The organism is Pseudomonas sp. REP124, assembly GCF_020164475.1.
Taxonomy (GTDB): domain Bacteria; phylum Pseudomonadota; class Gammaproteobacteria; order Pseudomonadales; family Pseudomonadaceae; genus Aquipseudomonas.
The window spans coordinates 1-23444 of the sequence record NZ_JAIQWX010000103.1 but is presented as its reverse complement, the minus strand read 5'-3'; the positions used below and the strand labels follow the sequence as shown (position 1 = coordinate 23444).

The window sequence follows — 23444 nt, the reverse complement described above, 5'->3', positions numbered from 1 at the left end:
TGCCCGCGAAGGCGATCTCAATATCTCCAAATGATGTTGGGTTTAACCCTTGCCTTTGGTCCGAGTCATGTTCGGCCCGCCATTCTTCTCCAAATGCTCAATGATGATCCCCGCCACGTTCTTGCCTGTGGTGGTCTCGATCCCCTCCAGACCCGGCGACGAATTCACCTCCATCACCAGCGGCCCATGATTGGAGCGCAGGATATCCACGCCCGCCACCGTCAAACCCATGACCTTCGCCGCGCGCAAGGCGGTCATGCGTTCTTCCGGGGTGATCTTGATCAGGCTGGCGCTGCCGCCGCGATGCAGGTTGGAACGAAACTCGCCCGGCTTGGCCTGGCGTTTCATCGCGGCAATCACCTTGTCGCCCACCACGAAGCAGCGAATGTCGGCGCCGCCGGCTTCCTTGATGTACTCCTGCACCATGATGTTCTGCTTGAGGCCCATGAACGCCTCGATCACCGATTCCGCTGCGGTGGCGGTTTCGCACAGCACTACGCCGATGCCCTGGGTGCCTTCCAGCACCTTGATCACCAGCGGCGCGCCGTTGACCATCGCGATCAGGTCGGGAATGTCGTCGGGGGAGTGGGCGAATCCGGTGACCGGAAGGCCAATGCCGCGCCGTGACAGCAGTTGCAGCGAACGCAGCTTGTCCCGCGAACGGGCGATGGCCACCGATTCATTGAGAGGGAATACGCCCATCATTTCGAACTGACGCAGCACGGCGCAGCCATAAAAGGTCACGGACGCACCGATCCGTGGAATCACCGCATCGAAGCCCTCCAGCGGTTTGCCGCGATAGTGGATCTGCGGCTTGTGGCTGGCGATGTTCATGTAGGCACGAAGGGTATCGACCACCACCATTTCATGGCCGCGTTCGGTTCCGGCTTCGACCAGGCGGCGGGTGGAATACAGACGCGGATTACGCGACAGCACAGCGATCTTCATGCAACACCTGTGGAAGAGGTAGATACCGGGAACACCGGCTTGTCTTGTACATATTTAATGCCCGGATTGACCACCAACTGGCCGTCGATCAGGGCTTTGGAGCCCAGTAGCAGGCGATAACGCATGGATTTGCGGCAGGCGAGCGTGAACTGAACCCGCCAGACCCGATCACCAAGGGCCAGGGTGGTGCTGATCACGTATCGCACCTGCGCATGACCGTTGGAGCTTTTAATGGTTTTTTTCGTCACCAACGGCGCTTCGCAGCGACGGTGACGCAATTGCACCACCGTGCCCAAGTGCGCGGTGAAGCGCACCCACTGCTCGCCATCGCGGTCGAACACCTCGATGTCGGTGGCATGCAGGCTGGAGGTGCTGGCGCCGGTGTCGATTTTTGCCCGAAGGCCCGCGACTCCCAGATCTGGGAGCGCCACCCACTCGCGCAGACCGACAACGGTCAAATGATCAAATGTCTTCAAAATTGCTCAACCGGTAAAAAAACCTCGATGGTCACAGGCGACCGATTTCGCGGTATTCACGCAGAATAATGGTTAAAAGGCGACAGATATCTACGGTCCCGATTTCCTGTTTCCCAATGAGGTTAGGAAATGTCGGCATTCTAATCCTGGGCCACGCAATTCTTGGTACGCCAGAACGGTAGTACAGTTCACCAATATTTCAGAACGAGGAAATCCGATGGCACAAAAAAGCGAAGAGGACGATAAAGTTCGCCTCGATAAATGGTTATGGGCGGCGCGCTTCTACAAGACCCGCGCCCTGGCCAAGGCCGCGATAGAAAGCGGCAAGGTGCATCACCGTGGCGAGCGCTGCAAGCCGGGCAAAGAGCCGCGCATCGGCGATGAGTTCGAGATTCGCACCGGTTTCGATGAGCGCACCGTAGTGGTTCAGGCGCTGTCGATCGTGCGACGTGGCGCGCCGGAAGCGCAGACACTTTATACAGAGACCGAAGCCAGCATCGCCAAACGCGAAGCCGCCGCGGCCCAGCGCAAGGCCGGCGCCTTGGGTGTCACCACAGATGGCAAGCCGAGCAAGAAGCAGCGGCGCGACTTGTTCAAGTTTCGCGGCAGCAGCAACGAGTAGTGACAATTTGGCCACTTCGTCCGGGGCCGACTTGCAATTGCCCGGGCGAGTAACCATATCGGGGGATTCCCCGACGTCACAGCGAGCCTGTTAAATAGCCGCTCGTCGAAAATCGCTACAGCATCCGACCCCATGGGCCATAAAGAGGGCCTACGGCGTCAGAGGCGTTGAACCCTTTTTACCATTCAGATACCCAGACTTATGACCGACCTACCGGATACCGACTTCACTCAACGCTTCATCTTCGATGACAGCGACACCCGTGGCGAAATGGTTTCGCTGGAACTCAGCTACGCCGAAGTCCTGGCCAAACACGCCTATCCGGAACCGGTCGCGCAACTGCTGGGCGAACTGATGGCGGCCGCGGCGCTGCTGGTCGGCACCCTGAAGTTCGATGGCTTGCTGATTCTCCAGGCCCGTTCCGAAGGCCCGATCCCGCTGCTGATGATCGAGTGCTCCAGCGAGCGCGACATCCGTGGTCTGGCCCGTTATGAAGCAGACCGTATCGCGCCTGACGCGACCCTGTCCGACCTGATGCCGGATGGCTCGCTGACGTTGACCATCGACCCACGACAGGGCCAGCGCTACCAGGGCGTCGTTGATCTGGACGGCGACAACCTGTCCGAGTGCTTCACCAACTACTTCGTCATGTCCCAGCAGATCGGCACGCGCATCACACTGTGCGCCGATGGCCGTCGTGCCCGCGGCATTTTGCTGCAGCAACTGCCATCCGACCGCATCAAGGACGAAGAAGAGCGCGCCGCCAACTGGCAGCATCTCAGCGCCCTGACCGGGACACTGACCGTCGATGAACTGCTGAGCCTGGACAACGAAACCGTGCTCCACCGCCTCTACCATGAAGAGCAGGTACGTTTGTTCGACGTGCAGAAACTGCGCTTTCGCTGCAGCTGCTCGCGCGAACGTTCGGCCAATGCCCTGGTCAGTCTGGGTCATGAAGACGCGCAGAATCTGGTGGTCGAACACGGTGGTCACATCGAGATCGACTGCCAGTTCTGTAACCAGCAATACCTGTTCGATGCCGCCGATGTCGCTCAATTGTTCGCCGGAGCGGGCGTCGACACGCCGTCAGATACCCGTCACTAAAACGGTTCAGCGCAGGTAAATTCACTGGTTCGTGCCGGAATAACGCCGTTACGACGGGAGGGCCCTACTCTTTTTGGGCTTTTCTGGCATAATCCGGGCCACTTTTTTCGCGGTAGTAGTGCACGACTTTCTACTACAAAACGTTTGGAGCACACTCGGCCACTGGCCGACGGGGAAACTCATGACGCAAGCCAATAACGCCGTGTACACCGATCTGAGTGTTGATGATCTGGTTAAAGAAGCCCTGAATCGCGGTGAGGGCGAGCTTGCCGATACCGGCGCACTGGTTGTTCGTACCGGTCACCGTACCGGCCGTTCGCCAGTCGATCGTTTCATTGTTGAAGAGCCGACTACTCAGGAAGCCATTGCCTGGGGCCCGATCAACCGCAAGTTCCCGGCCGACAAGTTCGATGCCCTGTGGGCTCGCGTCGAAGCGTTCAACAACGCGCAAGAGCACTTCGTTTCCCACGTTCACGTAGGTGCTGCTCACGAGCACTACCTGGCTGTGAAGATGACCACCCAGACCGCCTGGCAGAACCTGTTCGGCCGTTGCCTGTTCATCAATCCAGAGCAGTACAACCCGGCTGGCCGTGAAGAGTGGCAGATCCTCAACGTTGCCAACTTCGAGTGCGTGCCTGAGCGTGACGGCACCAACTCCGATGGCTGCGTGATCCTCAACTTCGCACAGAAGAAAGTGCTGATCGCCGGTATGCGTTACGCCGGTGAAATGAAGAAAGCCATGTTCTCCGTGCAGAACTTCCTGCTGCCGGCTGCCGACGTGCTGCCAATGCACTGCGCCGCCAACATCGGCGAAGAGGGCGACGTGACCCTGTTCTTCGGTCTGTCCGGCACCGGCAAGACCACCCTGTCGGCCGACGAAAGCCGTTACCTGATCGGTGACGACGAGCACGGTTGGGGCGAAGGCGTTGTCTTCAACATGGAAGGCGGTTGCTACGCCAAGTGCATCGACCTGTCCGAGAAGAACGAGCCGGTCATCTGGAAAGCCATCAAGCACGGTGCGGTGCTGGAAAACGTCGTGATCGACGACGCCAAGCACGCCGACTACGCCGATGTCAGCCTGACCCAGAACAGCCGCGCGGCCTACCCGCTGGAGCACGTTGCCAAGCGTTCGGAAGCGAACCTGGGCGGCGAGCCGAACGCTGTGATCTTCCTGACTTGCGACCTGACCGGCGTACTGCCGCCAGTGTCGATCCTGAACAACGAGCAGGCGGCCTACCACTTCCTGTCCGGCTACACCGCGCTGGTCGGTTCGACCGAAATGGGTTCGGGCGGCGGCATCAAGTCGACCTTCTCCACCTGCTTCGGCGCACCGTTCTTCCCGCGTCCGGCTGGCGAATACGCTGAACTGCTGATCAAACGCATCAACGGCTTCGGCTCCAAGGTTTACCTGGTCAACACCGGCTGGACCGGCGGTGGCTACGGCGTCGGCAAGCGTTTCAACATCCCGACCACCCGTGGCGTGATCGCAGCGATCCAGAGCGGCGCTCTGATCGGTGCCGAGACCGAGCACCTGGACACCATCAACCTCGACGTGCCAAAAGCCGTTCCGGGCGTTGAGACTGGCCTGCTGAACCCACGCAACACCTGGGCCGACAAAGCCGCCTACGACGAAGCCGCCAAAGCACTGGCCGGCCTGTTCATCGAGAACTTCAAGAAGTTCGACGTGAGCGACGCGATCAAGGCTGCTGGTCCAAAGCTGTAAGTGTTGGTTTGAAGCCATGAAAAAGCCGCCCTTCGGGGCGGCTTTTTTGTGCGCGGCGTTTCAGGCTTTCAGGCTTTGAGGTGCAAAACGAACGCCCCGAGCAACACCAGCACGACGCCCAGCACCTGCACTCTTTCCAGCCGTTCCTTGAAAAACAGAAAGCCCAGGATCGCCGCGATCCCACCCGACAGGGTGCTGATCACTGTGACCACCGAAACGGAGCCGGCCACCGCGCCCCAGGCAAATGCCGAAAAACCGCCGAGGTTCATCAGGCTGGCGCCGGTCAGCGTCAGGCAGTTTTTCAGCGGCGGGATTTTCAGGCCTTCATCCATCTTGAGGACGATCGCCACCAGCACGATCAGGCCGATGAAGTAGGCGAGCCAGAGCATTGTCACAGGTCCCAGGGCGGGCAAAACAAAATGTCCCTGCAGCCAGAAGCTGGTGCCGTAGAACCCGGCTGCCAGCAGCGCATAGGCAATCGAGCTGGTCGCCTGCGTGGTGTGCGGCACCTTCGGATTGGCGTGAGCGCTGGAGAGGATCACACCGATCACACACAGCGCGATACAGGCCCATTGCAGCAGGCTGATCTGCTCGCCGCCGAACCAGGACAGCAAGGTCGTCACCACGCCGTAGGTGGTCACCAGCGGCGCCACGATCGAGGCTTTGCCCAAGGCAAAGGCTTTGGACAGCGACAACGCGCCGGACACGGTCAGCATCGCCGCGACCATCCCGAGCAACCAGGTTTCCAGCGGCGCCGCCATGGCGCGAAGAATGAAGACGGGGAAGACCATCAGGATCAGACTCATGATGGTGAAACCCAGCGCCTGACCGAAATAAACAGCCCTTTTGACCCCGACCGCCCGAGCGTTCACTCCCACCAGGAAATCCGTGCCGCCCCACAGCAAGGCGGCCAGCAACCCCATCAGTACGTCCACACAATGTCCTTATCGTTGCGCGCAGGGGCGTTACAGGCCTTCCAGCACCTCGGTGTCCCAGCGTTTAGCCTTGATCGCCCGGTAGAGCATGCCGATGGTCAAAGCCACCTTCTCGCCACGGCCCTTGGCCTTGCGCTTCAAATACACATCGTAGCCGTCGGGCTGGAAATAGCGATAGCTGTCGTAATCCACGAAATCGATGGCGAAGTGGTCTTCCAGTGTCTCGATCAGGTGCTGGGCATCGGCGCCGTTGCAGCCCAGGTCGAGGTTGATCGAGGTGGAGAGCGTGATGGTTTTGCGCTCGGGCAGGCCGATTTCTTCGTGAAGGAGTTGGATGAGTTGGTGCAGGGTCGGGTCGTCGGGGAGGGTGGGGGAGAGGTTCATAGATGGATAATTCCCGTTGTGTATTAGCCAGCATCGCCTGTGAGGCTAATCGCTCGCCAGTCGAAATGCGGGCGCCATGTTCTCCTGCTCACGTCTCGACAGGCCAAGTGCCTCCGCCAATTTTGGCCATTGGCTGATAACTCCCCTGAAGCTATCGATGATGTGTTCTGCATCTGCACGACTGACTCGAAAATACTCCGCGACCTCGCGAGCCAGTTCCAGATCCAAGGCGTTGTCGGTATCGGTGATGTTCAGCTTCAGGCCATCGGCATGTGCCACCGGGTTCATGTCATAAGCGGCAGACAATCGCCATCCCCGGCCTGGGTCAAGGATAAATCCGTGGTTGCGCAAATGATCGTCAGTGTTGGAAACCAGAATATTGAAGACGATTCGAGACCATAACTCTTGAAGGTCGCTGTTGGTTTGCGAGCCGTGTTCCATCAGCACTTGCGCCAATTCAAGGTAGCTCGCACCGACTGAAGCATCGTCACCGTCGACTCGATCGGTCATGGTCATGGCTGAGGCAAAATGCAGTCGACCGCCCTGCGCGGTACGATCGAAACGCTTGACCATGAAGCAGTGATGATCGCTGGCATAACGTCGGGCCCGACCCTGCGCAACTCGCAGTCCACAGTGTTCGGCCAATGCATTCACCACCAATTCCCAGGCACCAACGTCGTAGTCATCACGGGTACTGGGAAATTTGGCAATCCACAAATGACCGTGCTCGTCCGCAACGCTGGCCTTTGGTCGGGCACCGCCGAGCGAGCCGCCCGGTGCGATCAGCATCCTCAGCCACTCGCGACCGTCGCGTGAGGTGTTGTCCGGATCGTTTTCCAAAGCGCGACTTGCCTGTTCCAGAGCTCGCAATTCGATGAAGGGGGGAGCGGCCACTCCATCGCGGTCATCGAGAAAGTTACCTTCGTCATTGAGCTTGTAGCGGATCGCTCCGACGCGGTAGCGGTCATGTACACCCAGCAGGAAATTTGATTCGTGAAGCTTGCTGCCTTTGGCAACCAAACCGTCACGGATATCTCGCTCCAGCCGTCGCTTCATCAGAAGTTGGCCCCACCGATCCGGGCTTGAGTCAGCGAGCACCCCAAATCGGCTTTGGTGATGGCCGGGAAACTGACGACCTTCATAGAAACCGATTCGCGGGTCCAGCTTTATGGAATTCAGCTCTGGATCTGCCAACGCGACCTTGTCGTATTCAAACTCGAAGACTTCGCCGCTGCGAGATTTATGGGTATGCAGAAAACCCAGGCGTCTGGGGCCATTCAATGATGCCCAGTCGGCATACACCGCAATCATTGTCATTTTTCACCTGCCGAGGGTTTGGCTTTTTTTGGGGCCAACAGATTGGATAGTGAGCGGGTGTTAAGGGGAAAGTCATCGGATGGGTCGGATGACGGAGCAGCACTTTCAATGACTCCAGATTCTTTTTCAGGGCGTGGAGAGGTCTTTTTTACCGCGCTTGTTCTGCTGACTCGCTGGCGTGTGGTTGAGGCTGTTTTTGTTATCAGCTGCGCGTCCTGCAGTTGCCGGCCCAACTCATCAGACGCTGCAAGCTTGTTCAGATCTTTCTCCAGCCCCAGAACCTGCATGACTGACAAATAGGCACCGATGGTCACCCCCGACCCGCCTGACTCGAGAGAGCGCAACGTTGTCAGCGACATGCCAGATCTCTCGGCGACTTGTTTGGCCGTGAGCTTTCGGCGCAATCGGGCGAGCTTCAGGCGCTCGCCCAGCTCGGAAAGCAGCCTGGATGTGGCGGGCAAGAGCGGAGCTGTTTTCTTGGCCATGTGCCAATATTCCTTCATTAATTCGCCTTAACTACCAGAATAATAGCACTTAGGGAAAGAGATACTCTCAGGTCAGGAATAATGGATCAGATAATTTTGGTTGAGTGGATAACTGCCATTATTCCAGCTGTTTTTTACCTAAACAGCCAAAATAATGGCATTTTAATCATTCGTTACGCGATGTCAGGCCGGCGCTTTCCAGCCGAGCATTTGCTGCTGGGCGACTTTGAGGAGGTCGCAGCCGTCCTGGGTCAGCAGGTAGAGGGCGTGGGTGATGTGGGGGATGTCTTCGAGGTCGCCTTCTTTGAAGCTTTGGCAGTGCAGGGTTTTCAGGAGCTGGCTGGAGGCTCGGATGCGCTGCAAGGCGGCTTCCATGATGTCTTGCGGGTTGGCTTGGGTGTCGATGACGAGCGGGAAGCTGTCTGTGAGGTTGGTGTAGAGGGGGCGGTAGCGTTCGTTGGTGAATGATGTCCACTTTTTCATGATGCTTACTCGTGTGTGTCAAAAGGATTTGCCTCCATCGTGACCAAACGATGGGAGACGACTGTGTTCAGGTTGGTCAACCGGTGACACACACAGAACCGGTATGCCCGAAGGCATCCCGAACACAGCCGCCATAAAGCGTACCGACACAAAAAAGCGTCGGCAGCATACAACGGGTGCATGTGTGTAGCTAACTCAGGTGACCAAACCTGATGCGCTGATTTTGCAGCGACGGCCGGACTATAGGATTTGGTGTCCGGTTGGCGATAGGCGATAAGGCGTCGTGTTTTGTAGGACCTTGCCGAAGAATTGGGAGGGCGATGCCTACAGGCTTTTCTGCTCTGTGGTGAGGTGTTTGGGGACCGCGTTATCGTTCTTCGCGGGCAAGCCTCGCTCCTACAAATTAACGTGTTTAGTCTGGGTTTTGGGCAGGCGCTGGCGGGCGGTGTCGAGGAGGTCGTTGCCGTCCTGGGTCAGCAGGTACAGGGCGTTGACGATGTTGGGGATGTCGCGGGTGTCGGCTTTTTTGAAGCACAGGCAGTACAGGGTTTCGAGCAGGTCGCTGGCGGCGCGGATGCGTTGGCGGGCGGCGTCGAGGATTTCGATGGGATCGGTTTCGGTGTCGATGACCAGCACGGGCGTTTTGCTGTAGCGGCTGGAAAGGGGGCGATAGCGGGTGGTGAGCGGATCGGGCATGTTCATCGAGTCAGTCCTTTGGAAGGTCGGGCAGTCTTGCCGGCAGGCCGATGCACTGTCAGCCGCGAGCAAAACTATGCAGGGGCCGGTTCGCTGCGGCAATACAGGCGCAATCGACAGGATTCGTAGGGCCTTTTTCCGGTTTTGCGGAATGGCCCTACAGGTGAGCACGGTTATCCGCAGGGGAGGCCCGATGGCTGAAAATTCCTGCGCACTTGTCAGGCGCGTCCCCAAAAACGTCTGAAGGGACGCGTCATGTGATGTAGGAGATTTCGAATGCGCCTCGCGACGTGACCTCGGTGAGGATGCCGTATCATCCGGTATCGTTTTTTGCCCCGACCTTTTCTCGACTCGCTGCCATCGCCGACTAGGCTTTGGGCTCCCCAGCGGTCAACGGAGTGACAGCTTATGCACAACACCCTGGAACAGGTTTTCGGTTATCCACAGTTTCGACCCGGCCAGGAAGCGGCCATCAGCGCGGTCTTGGCCGGGCGCTCGGCGGCGGCGATCTTCCCCACGGGCTCCGGCAAATCCCTGTGCTACCAGTTACCGGCGGTGATGCTGCCGCATTTGACGTTGGTGGTCTCACCGCTGTTGGCGCTGATGCAGGATCAGTTGGCGTTTCTGCAGCGCCACGGAATTAGCGCGGGCAGCATCGATTCTGCCCAAAGCCGCGACGACGCCAGTGATGTCATGGCGCGCGCCAAGTCCGGCGAATTGAAGATCCTGATGATTTCCGTGGAGCGCCTGAAGAACGAGCGCTTCCGCAACTTTCTGCAGCAGGTGCCGATCTCGTTGCTGGTGGTGGACGAAGCGCACTGCATCTCCGAATGGGGCCACAACTTCCGCCCGGACTACCTCAAGCTTCCGGACTACCAACGCCAGTTCAACATCCCGCAAGTCTTGCTGTTGACGGCCACTGCAACGCCTCAGGTGATCGCCGACATGCAGGCCAAATTCGCCATCGCGGCCCAGGACGTGGTGACCACCGGCTTCTATCGGTCGAACCTCAATCTGTGGGTGGAACCGGTGCGCGGCCAGGACAAGCGCAGACGCCTTGTCGAGTGGATGAGCCAGCGACCGGGCCAGCCGAGCATCGTCTACGTCACCCTGCAAAAAACCGCCGAACACATCGCCGAACATCTGCAGCGCAATAACATTCCGGCCGAGGCCTATCACGCGGGACTTCCCCACGAGCAACGGGAAACTCTGCAGAAGCGCTTCATGGACGGACAGTGCAATTGCATCGTCGCCACCATTGCCTTCGGCATGGGCATCGACAAGAGCGACATCCGCAACGTGGTGCATTTCGACCTGCCCAAATCCATCGAAAACTACAGTCAGGAAATCGGTCGCGCCGGGCGTGACGGTCAGCCCTCCGACTGCCTGGTGCTGGCCAACCGCGACAGCCTCAACGTGCTGGAAAATTTCGTCTATGGCGACACGCCGGAACTGGACGGCATCCGCCATGTGCTCGACGAATTGAAGGCCAGCGAGCCGCAAGGCCAGTGGGAGTTTTTGCTGGGGCCATTGGCGGACGACAGCAACATCCGCCAGCTGCCGCTCAAAACTTTGCTGGTGCAACTGGAACTGCGCGCAATCATCGCGCCGCGTTACGCCTATTACGCCGAGTACCGATTCAAATACCTCGAAGAGCCCGAGGCATTGCTGGCCCGTTTCGAAGGCGAGCGCAGGGATTTTGTCGAGGCGATCATTCAAACATCCAAGCGCGCAAGAACCTGGGCGACGGTGAGTTTTGAGGCGCTGTACGACCAGTATCACGCCGAGCGCGATCGGGTGGTCAAGGCGCTGGATTACTTCCAGGAGAAGGGCTGGGTCGAGCTTGAAAGCAAGCTGATGACCGAGGTCTACAGCCTGTTGAACAGTGGTTTCGACAGCGCGGCGTTGAGCGAGGAACTGCACGGGTATTTCACCCGGCATGAGCAGACCGAAGTCGCGCGGATTCATGCCATGCTCGATCTGTTCGCAACCGAGCGATGCCTTGGCTATCGACTGGCCGAGTATTTTGGCGACCACAATGCACCGCAGCATTGTGGGCATTCTTCGGTGTGTATCGGTCAGGTGGCCCGACTGCCCGAACCACCGGCGTTGCCGGCGCTTGTGGATAAAAACTTCGAGGCGTTGTGCGGGGATTTTATCCACAGGCATGAACAGCACACAGGGCTTCCACCGTCGGCTGAGCGGCTGACGCGATTCCTGTGCGGGATCAGCGTGCCTATGTTCACCAGGCTCAAGGCGCGGACGGTGACGGGGTACGCGGTGCTGGAAGATTACCCCTATGGCGAAGTAAGGTCGTGGGCTCAGTCGCACCTCTGAAGCCCCTCAGAAACCCTCGCAGGAACTCTCACAGGAACAAGCACCGATGCCCCAACGCTCCGAATACCCGCACTTGCAGCCCATCACCACCCGTTGGCACGACAATGATGCCTATGGGCACGTCAACAACGTCACGTACTACAGCTTCTTCGACACTGCTGTGAACACCTATCTGATCGAGGTCGGTGGCCTGGATATTCACGATGGTGAAGTGGTGGGGTTCGTGGTGAGTTCAGCCTGTGACTACTTTGCTTCCATCGCTTTCCCGGACCGGATCGAGATCGGCCTGCGGGTCGGCAAGCTGGGCAACAGCTCGGTGCAGTACGAGTTGGCGGTGTTCAAGCAAGGCGAAGACGAGGCCTGCGCGGCGGGGCGCTTCGTTCATGTGTTCGTCGATCGTGCGTCGAATCAGCCGGTGTCGATCCCGAGCGGCTTGCGTGGGGCGATGGAGCGTCTGGTGGTTTAGCAGAGGCAAAAAAAATCGCAGCCCTGAGGCTGCGATTTTTTAACTGTCGGCCAAGCCTGCGAGGTTAGTCGCGGTGGCGCCAGTGTTTGTGATGCTTGCGGTGACCATAGTGGTGGCCACGGTCATGACGATGGTCGTCACGGTAGCGACGGCCGCCACGACGATCATCATCGTCGTCATCGCTCTTGTTGCCCATGTAGTTACCCAGCGCGCCACCGGCGCCGCCGCCTGCCGCGGAGCCGATCAGGCTGCCGGTGGTGCCGCCCATGCTGCGGCCGACCACGTTACCGCCTGCTGCGCCCAACGCACCACCAATGGCGGCTTCGCCACGGCTGCGTTTGTCTGCGCCTACTGCACTACCACCCGCGCCGCCCAGGGCCGCGCCAATGGTGGAACCTGTATTGCCGCCAATCGATTGGCCGACGACCGAGCCTAAAACCCCGCCCAACGCGCCGCCCACACCTGCTTCGGTGGTGCCGCCAGCAGAGGCAATGCCACTGACCAGGCCAAGGGACAACAAGAGAATCGAGGAGAACTTCATGGAGGAACCTCAAGGGGATGACGGCGCGATCCTGAGGCTGTGTCATGGGTGTGACAATCGAAATCCGACGAGTAACACGACTTGAGCACATTTCTATAAGTTGCTGTTTTTTAGGTGGAACTTAATGATTTTTCGCCGGTCTTTTACTACTTCGGATTGGCCGTTTTTGTGAAAAAACGGCCTTTTTTGTGGGCGTTTGGACAGTGCGAAGATTTGTATTTAACGGTCTGACGCTTTCGCGGGCAAGCCTCGCTCCTACAGATAACAACATCGCAAATCTGTAGGAGCGAGGCTTGCCCGCGAAGAGGCCGGACCTGCTACCGCATCAAGCCGACTGCGCCAAAATCAACCCGGTCTCACTCGCCGCTTCCAACCGGATCGCCACGAACTTCGAGGTCGGCGTATGGCTGCCATCCCCGACGCTTTCCAATGGCACCAGTGGATTCACCTCCGGGTAATAGGCCGCCGCCTGCCCGGCTGGAATGTCGAACGCCAGCAGCGTGAAACCCTTCACCCGACGCTCCACGCCATCGTCCCACAGCGACACGATGTCGGCCTTCTGCCCCGGCTTGAAGCCCAGGCGCATGATGTCGGCTTCGTTGACGAACAACACGTCGCGCTGGCCTTTCACCCCGCGATAGCGGTCATTGAGGCCGTAGATCGTGGTGTTGTACTGATCGTGCGAACGCATTGATTGCAGGATCAGGTCCGGCTGCTTGCCCGTGGCGCGGGTGCGCTCGTGGATCAAGTCCTTGGGCAGCGCGTTCGGACGGAAATTGGCCCGGCCCGACGCGGTGTTCCACTTGCGCGCACCGGCGGTGTTGCCCAGGTAGAAACCGCCCTTGTTCTTGATCTTCTCGTTGAAGTCCTTGAAGTTGGGAATGGTGTCGGCGATCAGGTCGCGGATGCGACGGTAGTCCGCCACCAGCCAGTTCCAGTCCACCGGATGGCTGCCCAGGGTCGCGGCGGCGATACCGGCCAAGATCGCAGGCTCCGAGCGCATCTGGTTCGACAGCGGCTGCAACTGGCCGTTGGAGGCGTGGACCATGCTGAACGAGTCTTCAACGGTCACCGCCTGTGGGCCTTCGGTCTGGATATCGATGTCGGTCCGGCCCAGGCACGGCAGGATCAGCGCGTCTTTACCGTGAGCCAGGTGGCTGCGGTTGAGCTTGGTACTGATCTGCACGGTCAGGTCGCAATTGCTCAGGGCCTGGAAGGTGCGCGGGCTGTCCGGGGTGGCCTGGGCGAAGTTGCCGCCCAGAGCGATGAACACTTTCGAGCGGCCTTCGGCCATGGCGTGGATCGCCTCGACCACGTTATGGCCGTTTTCACGAGGTACCTTGAACTGGAAGCGACGCTCCAGCGCATCGAGGAACGCCACCGGCGGACGCTCGTTGATGCCCATGGTGCGGTCGCCCTGCACGTTGCTGTGACCGCGCACCGGACACAGGCCCGCGCCCGGCTTGCCGATGTTGCCGCGCAGCAGCATCAGGTTGGCGATTTCCTGAATGGTCGCCACCGAATGGCGATGCTGAGTGATGCCCATCGCCCAGCACATGATGACGTTCTTGCCCTTGAGGTACATGCGCGCCGCTTGCTCGATCTCGACCAGCGGCAAGCCCGACTGCTCGACGATCTGCTCCCACGGGGTGTCGTCGATGACCGCCAGGTAGTCCAGCACATTGACGCTGTGCTCGTTGAGGAACACGTGATCGAACACGGCCGGCTCGCCCGCTTTCTGCGCATCGCGCTCCCATTGCAGCAGGAACTTGGCCATGCCGCGCATGATCGCCATGTCGCCGCCCAGCGCCGGGCGGAAGTACGCGGTGTTGGTCGGCTTGTCGCCGTTGGTGAGCATTTCGATCGGGTGCTGCGGATGCTGGAAGCGTTCCAGGCCGCGCTCCTTGAGCGGGTTGATGCACACCACCTGCGCGCCGCGTTTCACCGCTTCACGCAGCGGCTCGAGCATCCGCGGGTGGTTGGTGCCCGGGTTCTGGCCCCAGACGAAAATCGCATCGGCGTGTTCGAAGTCATCGAAAGTCACGGTGCCTTTGCCGACGCCCACGCTTTGCGACAGCGCAACACCGCTGGCCTCGTGGCACATGTTCGAGCAGTCGGGGAAGTTGTTGGTGCCGTAGGCGCGCACGAACAACTGATAGAGAAACGCCGCTTCGTTGCTGGCGCGTCCCGAGGTGTAGAACTCGGCCTGATCGGGGCTCGGCAGAGCGCGCAGATGCTTGGCGATCAGGGCAAAGGCGTCATCCCAGCTGATCGGCTGGTAGCGATCGGTTTCGGCGTTGTAGACCAACGGCTCGGTCAGACGGCCCTGGTATTCGAGCCAGTAATCGCTCTGCTCCAGCAACGAGGTGACGCTGTGTTTGGCGAAGAATTTGCCATCGACACGGCGCTTGGTCGCTTCCCAGTTCACCGCCTTGGCGCCGTTCTCGCAGAACGCCACCATGCCGCCTTCCAGCGAATCGCCCCAGGCGCAACCTGGGCAGTCGAAGCCGCCGTTCTTGTTGGTCTTGAGCATCATGCGCAGGTTTTTCAGCGCGTTATCGCTGGTCAACCAGGCCTGGGCCACGCTGATCAACGCGCCCCAGCCGCCGGCTGCGCCCTTGTAGGGTTTGTAACGAGGAACAGGGATCTGGTCGGCTTGACGGTGTTGACTCACGCTTGGTTCTCCCGCGCAGGGCTGTAGACCCGCGGCGCGTTTTTCTGGGGCAAATGGATAAGGTTGAGGTTATGGCGACGGGCCCATTGCACGGCAAGGCCCGTGGGCGACGACAGGCTGACCAGGGTCTGGATGCCGGCGCGCAAGACTTTCTGGATAAGTTCGAGGCTGCAGCGGCTGGTGACGATCGCCAGGCCACCGGTGATCGGGATGTTGCGGCGGATCAGCCCGCCGATCAGCTTGTCGAGAGCGTTATGCCGGCCGATGTCTTCGCGACCGAGCAGCAGCTCGCCTTGATCGTTCATGAACACCGCCGCATGCACCGCGCCGCTGTATTGACCCAGCGGCTGGAAGGCGCTGATGCGCTGGCGCAGGCCGTCGAGCCATTGCGCCGGTGGCAGTGGTGCGCCGGGCAGCACTTTGAGGTCCGGCAATGCCTGCTCGACCGCTTCCACGCCGCACAGCCCGCAGCCGCTGGTGCCGGCCATTTGTCGACGCTGCTGCTTGAGGTTCCAGAACGCGCGGTTGGCGATGGTCACCTGGGCGTATTGCGCGGAACCTGCGGGTGTCAGCTGCAGGTCATAAATGTCATTGGCGTCCTCGATGATGCCGCTGCCCAGGCTGAAGCCGACGATGAAGTCTTCAAGGTCGGTCGGCGTCACCAGCATCACCGCCTGGTTGATGCCGTTGTAGGCAATCGACAACGCCACTTCCTCGGCCAGCGCGGTGCTGGTCGACTCAGAGTTTTCGAGATCGCTGTAGCTGTAGGTCTGGCTGGCGGCAGGCGCGGGCGTTTCCAGAGCGGGCGCCGGGCAGGAGGGGCGCTGGGTGTCCATGGCATCACCAAGGGTTTTGATCAGGTTTAAGACTAGGCGCGACAACATGTCACGTCTAATCGCTATTACTGATCTACCGATAGATGCCGTCGATCAAGCGCCCGCCAGCGATTGCTGATAGATCGCAAAACAGGCCTCCGCCAGCGCCGAACGTGGTGCGCTGCGGCGCATGATCAGCCCCAGCCGGCCGAGGGTCTGGGCATTTTCGATAGGTTGCAGGCGCAAGTCATCGGTCAGGCTTTCCAGGCCGCTGTCCAGCGGCATGATCGCGCAGCACAAGCCGCCGTGCACAGCTTGCAGCAACTGATGCACGGCATCGGTCTGCAACATTGGCTGGGGCGTCAGACCGCGGCTGTGAAAGTTGTGGTCGATGGACTGACGAAAGTGCATGCCGCTGGTGAGCATGCCCAGCGGCAGCTCAATCAACGACTCCCAGCTCAGCGGCGCTTCGCCGAAGTTGAAGAAGCGGTGATCGTAGAGCAGGCCCATGCGCGCTTCGCTGAAGGTCAGCGAGTCGAAGTGCTCGGCGTCCAGGCGCTCCAGATACGACACGCCGAGATCCAGACGGTTGTTCGCCAGTTGTTCGAGGATCTGCTCGGAACTGAGCGACGACAGTTCGAAACGCAGGTTCGGGTGTTCGGCGTGCAGGCGTTGCAACAGTGGCAGCGGATCGAAGCTCGACAGCGGCACCACGCCCAGACGCAGAGTGCCGACCAGATTGCCGCGACAGGCGGCCGCTTCGGCGTACAAGCCATCATAGGCCGCCAAAACCGTGCGCGCCCAGGCCAGCACCCGCTCGCCCGGGGCGGTGAAGCCTTCGAAGCGCTGGCCGCGATTGACCAGTGGCAGTTCGAGTTCTTCTTCGAGACTGCGCAGGCGCATGGACAGCGTCGGCTGGGTGATGTGGCAGCGCGCAGCGGCCTGGCCGAAGTGCCGGGTTTCGTCGAGAGCGATGAGGAATTTGAGTTGCTTGATGTCCATCTTCGCTCCTGGGGCCGGGAAAGTGCCGATTCTATCGCTTGGGGCCAAGTGGCGTCATTGGTCGGGTTGGATCCGTGTTCGGCGAGGGTGGTCTAGGCTTTTGCGTCTGGACAACTAACTTTCCAGGGAGAGCAAACGATGAGTCTTTTGAGCTTTGTGAAAGAGGCAGGCGAAAAACTGCTGGATTTGTTGACGCCCGGTAACGCCAATGCCAGTGAGCAGTTGAAAGATCACATCAGTAAGGTTGGCCTGGGTAATCCGAATGTACAGGCGACGGTGGATGGCGACAAAGTCATTGTGACCGGCGAGGTATCGAGTCAGGAGGAGAAAGAAAAGATTCTGCTGGCCGTGGGCAATATCGCCGGGGTCGGCAGTGTGGACGATCAGATCACCGTGACCGGGCCTGTCGTAGCGGCTGCCGTGTTTGTCACTGTTGTGAAGGGCGACACCCTGAGCGCGATTTCCAAGCGTGTGTATGGCGATGCCAATCTGTACAACAAGATCTTTGAAGCCAACAAACCGATGTTGTCGCATCCGGACAAGATCTATCCGGGGCAGTCGTTGCGGATTCCTCCGAAGTAAGGCTTCAGACCGCGTGATGGCCTTCGCGGGCAAGCCTCGCTCCTACAGGTTTTGTGTCGATCACAAATTTGACCTGTAGGAGCGAGGCTTGCCCGCGAACCAGGCGCCTCGGTTTTAAAGGCCTGCAATCAACTCCCGATAATCCTCAACCGCCGCAAACTCCGCCGTGTCCTTGGGCCCCTTGCGGCTGTCCGGCTCTTTGACGGCCAACAAATGCGCCACGCCGAAATCCCGCGCACTGCGCAGAATCGGCAAGGTGTCGTCGATGAACAGGCTGCGCGCCGGGTCGAAATCGATGTCGGCCTGCAACGCATCCCAGAACTGCGGGTTCTCCTTGGGGAAGCCGTAATCGTGAGAGCTGATCAACCGCTCGAAATACGGCGCCAGTTCGATCCTTTCAAGTTTGAGCGACAGTGAATCGCGGTGCGCATTGGTGATCATCACCACGCGCTTGCCGGCCTTTTTGATCGCTGCCAGAAAAGTGTCCGCATCCGGGCGCAGGGCGATCAAATGGGCGGTTTCCAGTTTCAGTTCGCGCACCGGCAGCTTCAGTTCCGCGCTCCAGAAATCCAGGCAATACCACTGCAACTGGCCGGCGTTGCGCTCGAACAGCGGCTGCAACTCAAGCTCGGCCATGGCTCGGCTGACCCCGTGCAATTCGGCGTAGCGCTGGGGCAGGTGCTCCAGCCAGAAATGGTTGTCGAAGTGCAGGTCCAACAGCGTGCCGTCCATGTCCAGCAGGACGGTGTCGATGTCGGGCCATGGTAATAAAGGCATGGCAGTGTCTCGGGCGGTAGAAAGATATCTGGCGTAAACAATCGGGAAAGCCGCGTTATAGTAGCGCGTTCACGCCAAGGAGCTTTGCATGCGCCAGAAACCCACCGTCCTCGCCCGCGAAATCGTCGCCACCAGTCGTTTGTTCTGCGTTGAAGAGCTCAAGCTGCGCTTTTCCAATGGCGTGGAACGCACCTATGAGCGCCTGGTTGGCAAAGGTGCCGGTTATGGCGCGGTGATGGTGGTGGCGATGCTCGATGCTGATCATGCGGTGCTGGTCGAGGAGTATTGCGGCGGCACGGACGAATACGAACTGTCGTTGCCCAAGGGCTTGATCGAGCCGGGTGAAGACGTGCTGGCGGCGGCGGACCGTGAGCTTAAAGAAGAGGCCGGTTTTGGCGCGCGGCAGCTGGAGCATCTGACCGAGTTGTCGTTGTCGCCCGGTTACATGAGCCAGAAGATCCAGGTGGTGCTGGCCACCGATCTGTACGAAGAGCGTCTGCCAGGTGACGAGCCGGAGCCCATGGGGCTGGGCAAGGTCAATCTGCGGGAGCTGTCGGCGTTGGCGCAAAATCCGCAATTCACTGAAGGCCGCGCCTTGGCGGCGTTGTACCTGGCCCGAGATCTGTTGACCCAGCGCGGAGTGTTCCTGCCATGAATTTCCCTCATCCATTGATGGCGCCGGTGATCGAACTGGCGTTGAAGGCGGGCGATGCGATCCTGCCGTTCTGGCGCACAGGCACTGCGGTAACGGCCAAGTCCGATGATTCGCCGGTTACGGCTGCGGATCTGGCCGCTCACCATCTGATCGTCGCCGGGCTGACGGCGCTGGACCCGAGCATCCCCGTGTTGTCCGAAGAAGACGCCAACATCCCGCAAAACGTGCGCGCCGGCTGGCAGCGCTGGTGGCTGGTGGACCCGCTGGACGGCACCAAGGAATTCATTTCGGGTAGTGAAGAGTTCACCGTCAATATCGCGCTGATCGAGCAGGGGCGGGTGGTGTTCGGCGTGGTTTCGATGCCGACCAACGGCCGGTTTTATGTCGGTGGTGCGGGGTTGGGTGCGTGGCGTGGCGACAAAGGTGCCGAACCGCAGCCGATTCAAGTGCGCGAAGTGCCGCCGGCGGGGAAAGCCTTTACCGTGGTTGCCAGCCGTCGGCACTCCAGCCCGGAGCAGGAGCGTTTGCTGGCGGGCTTGAGCAGCGGATTGGGTGAGCTGGAGTTGGCGAACATCGGCAGTTCGCTGAAGTTTTGTCTGGTGGCCGAAGGTGCGGCGGATTGCTATCCGCGTCTGGCGCCGACGTCCCAGTGGGATACTGCGGCGGCTCAGGGTGTGCTGGAAGGGGCGGGCGGCGAGGTGCTGGATTTGAGTGGTGAGCCGTTCAGTTATCCAGCGCGGGAATCGTTGTTGAACGGGTTTTTCCTGGCGTTGCCGGCGAAGGCGGCTTGGCGGGAGACTTTGTTGGAACTGGCCCGTTCCTGAGTCCGTATTACCTCATTACCTCATTACCTCATTACCTCTGTGGCGAGGGGGCTTGCCCCCGTTGGACTGCGCAGCAGTCCCATCTTTTTGGGGCCGCTTTGCGACCCAACGGGGCGGTGCGACGTTTCGACAAGCCCCCTCGCCACAGGTACTCTACCGGTGCAGAACATACTGCCCCACGAACCTCACCGCATCCTCATCGCTTCCCGCATTCACCACCCGCGTATTCAGGGCCAACCGCGCCCGGCCATAACGCTGATACATCGTCAGAAACTTCTTCCACACCTGCGCGCTCGGTGCCGGGCAGATGGCGTGGGCGTCGCCCGTCACCGGCAGCGGATAGTTGATCTGGCCTTCCTGAATCACGATGTGCCCGTCGGTGATGCCTTCTTCCTTCAGGCGCAGATGCATCCAGCCCCAACCTGCCAGCACCGCGCCGCAATACAGGCTGCCGCCGAACATGGTGCTCTTGTGATTGACGTTGGCTTCCAGCGGCAAGTGCAGGCGCAGTTGCTGATCGTGCCAGTCGAGCACTTTGAGGCCCATGTCCCGGGTGAGGGGGATGTCGTGGTGCAGGATCGATTCCAGTTGACGACTGTCGCGGCTCATTCAGCTGTCTCTTGTATGCAGGGGGTGATAGGGCGTTGGCTCACTCGAGTTCATCGCTGTGGTTGGCGGCACCACTGTCGGCGAAGCTCAGACCGTGTTTGCGCAGCTTGTCGTGCAAGGTCTTGCGCGGAATGCCCAGGGCTTCGGCGACGCTGCGCAAGGAGCTATGCGAGCGCGCCAGCTCGGCGGCGATCAGGGTTTTTTCGAAGTTTTCCACTTGCTCGCTCAAGCCGCCGCTGACCACCTCGACCGGGGTGCCGGCAGCGCCTTGGGTCTCGTTGTTGTCCAGCGCCAGTTCAAGGCCCAGGGCAAAGCGTTCGGCGGCGTTCTGCAATTCGCGCACGTTGCCGGGCCAGGTGTGACGCAGCAGCAACGCGCGTTGACCCGGTTGCAGTTCATGGGGCGGCAAACCGTGGCGAGCGCTCGCTTCGTCGGCATAGTGCTGGAACAGCACCAGTGCATCTTCACCACGTTCGCGCAACGGCGGAATTCGCAGCGGCGCGACGTTCAGGCGGTAATACAGGTCGGCGCGGAAACGGCCCTGATCGGCGGACTGGCGCAGGTCTTCCTTGGTGGCGGCGATGATGCGGATGTCCAGCGGGATCAGCTGGTTGCCGCCCAGCCGTTCAACGACCCGCTCTTGCAGCAAACGCAGCAATTTCACCTGCACATCCAGGCTCATGCTTTCGATTTCATCGAGGAACAGGGTGCCGCCATTGGCGAATTCGAACTTGCCGATGCGCCGTTTCTGCGCCCCGGTGAAGGCGCCGGGCTCATGGCCGAACAACTCGCTCTCGACCACTGACTCGGCCAGGGCTCCTGCGTTGATCGCCACGAACGGGCCGTTGCGGCGGCTCGACAGATCGTGCAGCGCGCGGGCCACCACTTCCTTGCCGGCGCCGGTTTCGCCGAGGATCAGCACGTCGGCCTTGGTCGCCGCCAGGGCGCCAATCTGTTCGCGCAGGCGCAACATCGAAGGCGATTGCCCTACCAGCCGCGTGCTCAATTCGTTGCGATCGCTCAACGCCAGCCGCAGGCTGCGGTTATCCAGCACCAGACGGCGCAGTGCCAGGGCGCGGCGCACGCTGTCGAGCAGGGCATCGCTGGCGAAGGGTTTTTCCAGAAAGTCGTAAGCCCCGGCGCGCATCGCTTGCACCGCCAGCGGCACGTCGCCGTGGCCGGTGATCAGCAGCACCGGCAGCTCCGGGTCCTGGGCATGCAGTTCGTTGAGCAACTCGATGCCGTCCATGCCGGGCATGCGAATGTCGCTGACCACCACACCCGGCCAGTCGCGTTCGATTTGCGCGGCCAGGCCACGGGCTTCGCCCAGCGACACCACCTTCAGGCCTGCCAGATCGAGGGTCTGGCTCAGGGCCTGACGCAAGTGGGGATCGTCGTCGATCAACACCACCTGAATGCGATTGTCGATGGTCATGCACTTCGGTCCTCGGACGGTTGCAGGCTCACGCCCGGTGCGCCTGCGCGCAGTTTCAGGGTAATCAGCGCGCCGCCTTCCTTGTGGTTGGCGAACGACAGTTCACCGCCAAAGGCGCGCATCAGGGTCTCGCAGATCGCCAGGCCCAGGCCAAGTCCCTGGGTGCGGGTCTTGGTGGTGTAGAAGGGCTCGCTGGCGCGGCCCAATGCTTCCATGCAGAAACCGGGGCCGTTGTCGCGAATGTACAGGTTGACGCCATCGGCGGTGGATTGGGCACTCAACCAGAGTTTGCGCGGCGGGCCTTTTTCGGTGAGGGCATCCAGGGCGTTGGCCAGCAGATTGCCGAGTACCTGGCGCAGACGGGTTTCCCCGGCCTCGACCCACAGCGTCGCGGCGGGCAGGTCGCGGATCAGCTCCACCTCCATGCTGCGTCGACGCTTGGCCAACAGCGCCAGGGCGTCGTCCAGCGCCGGTTGCAGGGCGACGCTTTCCGGGGCGTGGCGGTCGCGCCGGGCAAAGGCGCGCAGGTGGGCGATGATCGAGGCCATGCGCCCGGTCAATTCGCTGATCAGCTTGAGGTTGCCGCGGGCGTCGTCGGTGCGCTGGTGGTCGAGCAGCACTTCGGCGTTCTCCGCGTAACTGCGGATCGCGGCGATGGGCTGGTTGAGTTCGTGGCTGATGCTTGCCGACATCGTTCCCAGAGCCGAGAGCTTGCCGGCCTGAACCACATCGTCCTGGGCGCGCACCAGTTCCTGCTGGGCCTGTTCGCGTTCCAGCACTTCCTGTTTGAGGCGCCGGTTGAGTCCTTCCAGGTCACTGGTGCGCTCGGCGACGCGGCCTTCGAGTTCACGCCGGGCCTTGGCTTCGAAATCGATACGCTCCAGATAATGGCGGCGGCGCTGCATCATCAGGCCTAGCAACAACATCACCACCAATAAAGTCGCACCGCCGATGGCGACCACGGTGCGCACGGGCCGGTCGATCAGGGTGCGTGGGGCAAGGATGCTGACGTTCCAGCCGGTTTCCGCCATGGTCTGGGTCTGGGTCAACCAGGCGTCGGGGTTGAGTTTGAGCGGCTTCGGCTCGCGGGTCGGATACGGCTGGATCGCGCTGATGGCCAGGCGCTCGTCTTCGCTCAACGGGCGGGTCGCGCGGAAACGCCATTCCGGCCGTGAGGTGAGAATGACCACGCCATTGTGATCGGTCAGCAGCAGTTGTTCGGGGGTTTTGCCCCACAGGCTTTCGGTGTGGTCCAGATCGACCTTGACCACCAGCACTCCGGTGATTTTCTCGCCGTTGCGCACGGCGGCGGCGAAGAAGTAACCGCGCTTGGCAGACGTGGTGCCCAACCCGAAAAAGCGCCCGAGGCGCCCGGCCATGGCTTCGCTGAAATACGGCCTGAAGGAAAAATTGCGTCCGACGAAACTGTCGTGTTTGTCCCAGTTGGAGGCCGCCAAAGTCTTGCCCGTGGTGTCCATCAGGTACATGACTTCGGCACCGGTCTGGGTGCTGATGTTTTTTAACAGTCGGTTGGCGTTGCCCTGGTTGACGCTG

At 60.5% G+C, this 23444-nt stretch carries 24 protein-coding genes; 8 read left to right on the top strand and 16 right to left on the bottom strand.

Annotated elements, in window-relative coordinates:
* Positions 1-42 precede the first annotated feature (42 nt).
* Both rimK and K9857_RS21620 read right to left on the bottom strand, forming a co-directional pair.
* Entirely contained in the window at positions 43-948 is a 906-nt protein-coding gene (gene rimK / locus K9857_RS21625; RefSeq protein ID WP_175376484.1) for a 30S ribosomal protein S6--L-glutamate ligase, read from the bottom strand.
* Positions 945-1364 carry an ATP-dependent zinc protease gene (locus tag K9857_RS21620; RefSeq protein ID WP_411961595.1) on the bottom strand — a complete coding sequence of 140 codons (420 nt, stop codon included), beginning with the start codon at positions 1362-1364 and terminating at the stop codon, positions 945-947. Before K9857_RS21620 ends, rimK begins: the two co-directional genes overlap by 4 nt.
* 277 nt (positions 1365-1641) lie before the next feature.
* Here K9857_RS21620 and K9857_RS21615 point away from each other — a divergent pair, with 277 nt between their 5' ends.
* The 3 genes from K9857_RS21615 to K9857_RS21605 all read left to right on the top strand — a co-directional run bounded on the left by K9857_RS21615 (position 1642) and on the right by K9857_RS21605 (position 4873).
* Positions 1642-2046 carry an RNA-binding S4 domain-containing protein gene (locus tag K9857_RS21615; RefSeq protein WP_224539126.1) on the top strand — a complete coding sequence of 135 codons (405 nt, stop codon included), beginning with the start codon at positions 1642-1644 and terminating at the stop codon, positions 2044-2046.
* Positions 2047-2247: 201 nt separating this feature from the next.
* Positions 2248-3150: an Hsp33 family molecular chaperone HslO gene (hslO, locus tag K9857_RS21610; RefSeq protein WP_224539124.1), complete on the top strand. Its 903-nt coding sequence runs from the start codon at positions 2248-2250 to the stop codon at positions 3148-3150.
* A gap of 181 nt (positions 3151-3331) precedes the next feature.
* A complete protein-coding gene (locus K9857_RS21605) occupies positions 3332-4873 on the top strand; it encodes a phosphoenolpyruvate carboxykinase (RefSeq protein ID WP_224539122.1) in 1542 nt (513 codons plus the stop codon).
* 68 nt (positions 4874-4941) lie between these two features.
* Here K9857_RS21605 and K9857_RS21600 read toward each other — a convergent pair whose 3' ends face one another.
* From K9857_RS21600 to K9857_RS21575, 6 genes are all read right to left on the bottom strand, one after another.
* Positions 4942-5796, bottom strand: a complete 855-nt coding sequence (locus K9857_RS21600) for a DMT family transporter (protein ID WP_224539128.1) — start codon at positions 5794-5796, stop codon at positions 4942-4944.
* 42 nt (positions 5797-5838) lie between these two features.
* The gene (locus tag K9857_RS21595) at positions 5839-6192 is read right to left on the bottom strand and encodes a DUF1493 family protein (RefSeq protein ID WP_224539120.1); all 354 of its coding nucleotides are present in this window, start codon (positions 6190-6192) and stop codon (positions 5839-5841) included.
* A 45-nt stretch (positions 6193-6237) separates the two neighbouring features.
* A complete protein-coding gene (locus K9857_RS21590) occupies positions 6238-7509 on the bottom strand; it encodes a type II toxin-antitoxin system HipA family toxin (protein ID WP_224539118.1) in 1272 nt (423 codons plus the stop codon).
* Positions 7506-7994 carry a helix-turn-helix domain-containing protein gene (locus tag K9857_RS21585; RefSeq protein WP_224539115.1) on the bottom strand — a complete coding sequence of 163 codons (489 nt, stop codon included), beginning with the start codon at positions 7992-7994 and terminating at the stop codon, positions 7506-7508. Before K9857_RS21585 ends, K9857_RS21590 begins: the two co-directional genes overlap by 4 nt.
* 183 nt (positions 7995-8177) lie before the next feature.
* A complete protein-coding gene (locus K9857_RS21580) occupies positions 8178-8477 on the bottom strand; it encodes a hypothetical protein (protein ID WP_224539114.1) in 300 nt (99 codons plus the stop codon).
* Positions 8478-8873: 396 nt separating this feature from the next.
* On the bottom strand, positions 8874-9179 hold the full coding sequence (locus K9857_RS21575) for a hypothetical protein (protein WP_224539112.1): 306 nt from the start codon (positions 9177-9179) through the stop codon (positions 8874-8876).
* Between the two features lie 402 nt (positions 9180-9581).
* Here K9857_RS21575 and K9857_RS21570 point away from each other — a divergent pair, with 402 nt between their 5' ends.
* Both K9857_RS21570 and K9857_RS21565 read left to right on the top strand, forming a co-directional pair.
* Positions 9582-11510 (top strand): ATP-dependent DNA helicase RecQ, encoded by a 1929-nt coding sequence (locus tag K9857_RS21570; RefSeq protein WP_224539110.1) that lies wholly within the window; start codon positions 9582-9584, stop codon positions 11508-11510.
* 46 nt (positions 11511-11556) lie between these two features.
* Positions 11557-11976 carry an acyl-CoA thioesterase gene (locus tag K9857_RS21565; RefSeq protein WP_224539108.1) on the top strand — a complete coding sequence of 140 codons (420 nt, stop codon included), beginning with the start codon at positions 11557-11559 and terminating at the stop codon, positions 11974-11976.
* 64 nt (positions 11977-12040) lie between these two features.
* Here the strand turns inward: K9857_RS21565 and K9857_RS21560 are convergent, their stop codons facing one another.
* The 4 genes from K9857_RS21560 to K9857_RS21545 all read right to left on the bottom strand — a co-directional run bounded on the left by K9857_RS21560 (position 12041) and on the right by K9857_RS21545 (position 17008).
* A complete protein-coding gene (locus K9857_RS21560; protein ID WP_224539105.1) occupies positions 12041-12517 on the bottom strand; it encodes a glycine zipper domain-containing protein in 477 nt (158 codons plus the stop codon).
* Positions 12518-12842: 325 nt separating this feature from the next.
* Entirely contained in the window at positions 12843-15191 is a 2349-nt protein-coding gene (locus tag K9857_RS21555; RefSeq protein ID WP_224539103.1) for an FdhF/YdeP family oxidoreductase, read from the bottom strand.
* Positions 15188-16027, bottom strand: a complete 840-nt coding sequence (gene fdhD, locus K9857_RS21550) for a formate dehydrogenase accessory sulfurtransferase FdhD (protein WP_224539102.1) — start codon at positions 16025-16027, stop codon at positions 15188-15190. Before fdhD ends, K9857_RS21555 begins: the two co-directional genes overlap by 4 nt.
* A 93-nt stretch (positions 16028-16120) precedes the next feature.
* Entirely contained in the window at positions 16121-17008 is an 888-nt protein-coding gene (locus K9857_RS21545; RefSeq protein ID WP_224539100.1) for a LysR family transcriptional regulator, read from the bottom strand.
* 138 nt (positions 17009-17146) lie between these two features.
* On the opposite strand from K9857_RS21545, the gene lysM reads away from it, so the two are divergent.
* Positions 17147-17590 (top strand): peptidoglycan-binding protein LysM, encoded by a 444-nt coding sequence (gene lysM, locus K9857_RS21540; RefSeq protein ID WP_224539098.1) that lies wholly within the window; start codon positions 17147-17149, stop codon positions 17588-17590.
* 114 nt (positions 17591-17704) lie between these two features.
* On the opposite strand, the gene yrfG is transcribed toward lysM, so the two are convergent.
* Positions 17705-18367 carry a GMP/IMP nucleotidase gene (gene yrfG, locus K9857_RS21535; RefSeq protein WP_224539096.1) on the bottom strand — a complete coding sequence of 221 codons (663 nt, stop codon included), beginning with the start codon at positions 18365-18367 and terminating at the stop codon, positions 17705-17707.
* A gap of 88 nt (positions 18368-18455) precedes the next feature.
* Here yrfG and nudE point away from each other — a divergent pair, with 88 nt between their 5' ends.
* Together nudE and cysQ are read left to right on the top strand one after the other, a co-directional pair.
* Complete coding sequence (gene nudE / locus K9857_RS21530; protein WP_224539094.1) at positions 18456-19022, top strand: ADP compounds hydrolase NudE; 567 nt, start codon at positions 18456-18458, stop codon at positions 19020-19022.
* Positions 19019-19846: a 3'(2'),5'-bisphosphate nucleotidase CysQ gene (gene cysQ, locus K9857_RS21525; RefSeq protein ID WP_224539092.1), complete on the top strand. Its 828-nt coding sequence runs from the start codon at positions 19019-19021 to the stop codon at positions 19844-19846. The genes nudE and cysQ overlap by 4 nt, the downstream gene beginning before the upstream one ends.
* 153 nt (positions 19847-19999) lie before the next feature.
* On the opposite strand, the gene K9857_RS21520 is transcribed toward cysQ, so the two are convergent.
* The 3 genes from K9857_RS21520 to K9857_RS21510 form a co-directional block, all read right to left on the bottom strand.
* Positions 20000-20455 carry a YiiD C-terminal domain-containing protein gene (locus K9857_RS21520; protein WP_224539089.1) on the bottom strand — a complete coding sequence of 152 codons (456 nt, stop codon included), beginning with the start codon at positions 20453-20455 and terminating at the stop codon, positions 20000-20002.
* 40 nt (positions 20456-20495) lie between these two features.
* A complete protein-coding gene (locus tag K9857_RS21515) occupies positions 20496-21890 on the bottom strand; it encodes a sigma-54-dependent transcriptional regulator (RefSeq protein WP_224539087.1) in 1395 nt (464 codons plus the stop codon).
* The coding region (locus tag K9857_RS21510) for an ATP-binding protein (RefSeq protein WP_224539085.1) at positions 21887-23444 on the bottom strand (1558 nt) is incomplete at its 5' end. The genes K9857_RS21515 and K9857_RS21510, both read right to left, overlap by 4 nt.

Coding starts and splice junctions, on each gene's coding strand:
- rimK (WP_175376484.1), bottom strand. CDS start 948: ATGAAGATCGCTGTGCTGTCGCGTAATCCGCGTCTGTATTCCACCCGC.
- K9857_RS21615 (WP_224539126.1), top strand. CDS start 1,642: ATGGCACAAAAAAGCGAAGAGGACGATAAAGTTCGCCTCGATAAATGG.
- hslO (WP_224539124.1), top strand. CDS start 2,248: ATGACCGACCTACCGGATACCGACTTCACTCAACGCTTCATCTTCGAT.
- K9857_RS21605 (WP_224539122.1), top strand. CDS start 3,332: ATGACGCAAGCCAATAACGCCGTGTACACCGATCTGAGTGTTGATGAT.
- K9857_RS21600 (WP_224539128.1), bottom strand. CDS start 5,796: ATGGGGTTGCTGGCCGCCTTGCTGTGGGGCGGCACGGATTTCCTGGTG.
- K9857_RS21595 (WP_224539120.1), bottom strand. CDS start 6,192: ATGAACCTCTCCCCCACCCTCCCCGACGACCCGACCCTGCACCAACTC.
- K9857_RS21590 (WP_224539118.1), bottom strand. CDS start 7,509: ATGACAATGATTGCGGTGTATGCCGACTGGGCATCATTGAATGGCCCC.
- K9857_RS21585 (WP_224539115.1), bottom strand. CDS start 7,994: ATGGCCAAGAAAACAGCTCCGCTCTTGCCCGCCACATCCAGGCTGCTT.
- K9857_RS21580 (WP_224539114.1), bottom strand. CDS start 8,477: ATGAAAAAGTGGACATCATTCACCAACGAACGCTACCGCCCCCTCTAC.
- K9857_RS21575 (WP_224539112.1), bottom strand. CDS start 9,179: ATGAACATGCCCGATCCGCTCACCACCCGCTATCGCCCCCTTTCCAGC.
- K9857_RS21570 (WP_224539110.1), top strand. CDS start 9,582: ATGCACAACACCCTGGAACAGGTTTTCGGTTATCCACAGTTTCGACCC.
- K9857_RS21565 (WP_224539108.1), top strand. CDS start 11,557: ATGCCCCAACGCTCCGAATACCCGCACTTGCAGCCCATCACCACCCGT.
- K9857_RS21560 (WP_224539105.1), bottom strand. CDS start 12,517: ATGAAGTTCTCCTCGATTCTCTTGTTGTCCCTTGGCCTGGTCAGTGGC.
- fdhD (WP_224539102.1), bottom strand. CDS start 16,027: ATGGACACCCAGCGCCCCTCCTGCCCGGCGCCCGCTCTGGAAACGCCC.
- K9857_RS21545 (WP_224539100.1), bottom strand. CDS start 17,008: ATGGACATCAAGCAACTCAAATTCCTCATCGCTCTCGACGAAACCCGG.
- lysM (WP_224539098.1), top strand. CDS start 17,147: ATGAGTCTTTTGAGCTTTGTGAAAGAGGCAGGCGAAAAACTGCTGGAT.
- yrfG (WP_224539096.1), bottom strand. CDS start 18,367: ATGCCTTTATTACCATGGCCCGACATCGACACCGTCCTGCTGGACATG.
- nudE (WP_224539094.1), top strand. CDS start 18,456: ATGCGCCAGAAACCCACCGTCCTCGCCCGCGAAATCGTCGCCACCAGT.
- cysQ (WP_224539092.1), top strand. CDS start 19,019: ATGAATTTCCCTCATCCATTGATGGCGCCGGTGATCGAACTGGCGTTG.
- K9857_RS21520 (WP_224539089.1), bottom strand. CDS start 20,455: ATGAGCCGCGACAGTCGTCAACTGGAATCGATCCTGCACCACGACATC.
- K9857_RS21515 (WP_224539087.1), bottom strand. CDS start 21,890: ATGACCATCGACAATCGCATTCAGGTGGTGTTGATCGACGACGATCCC.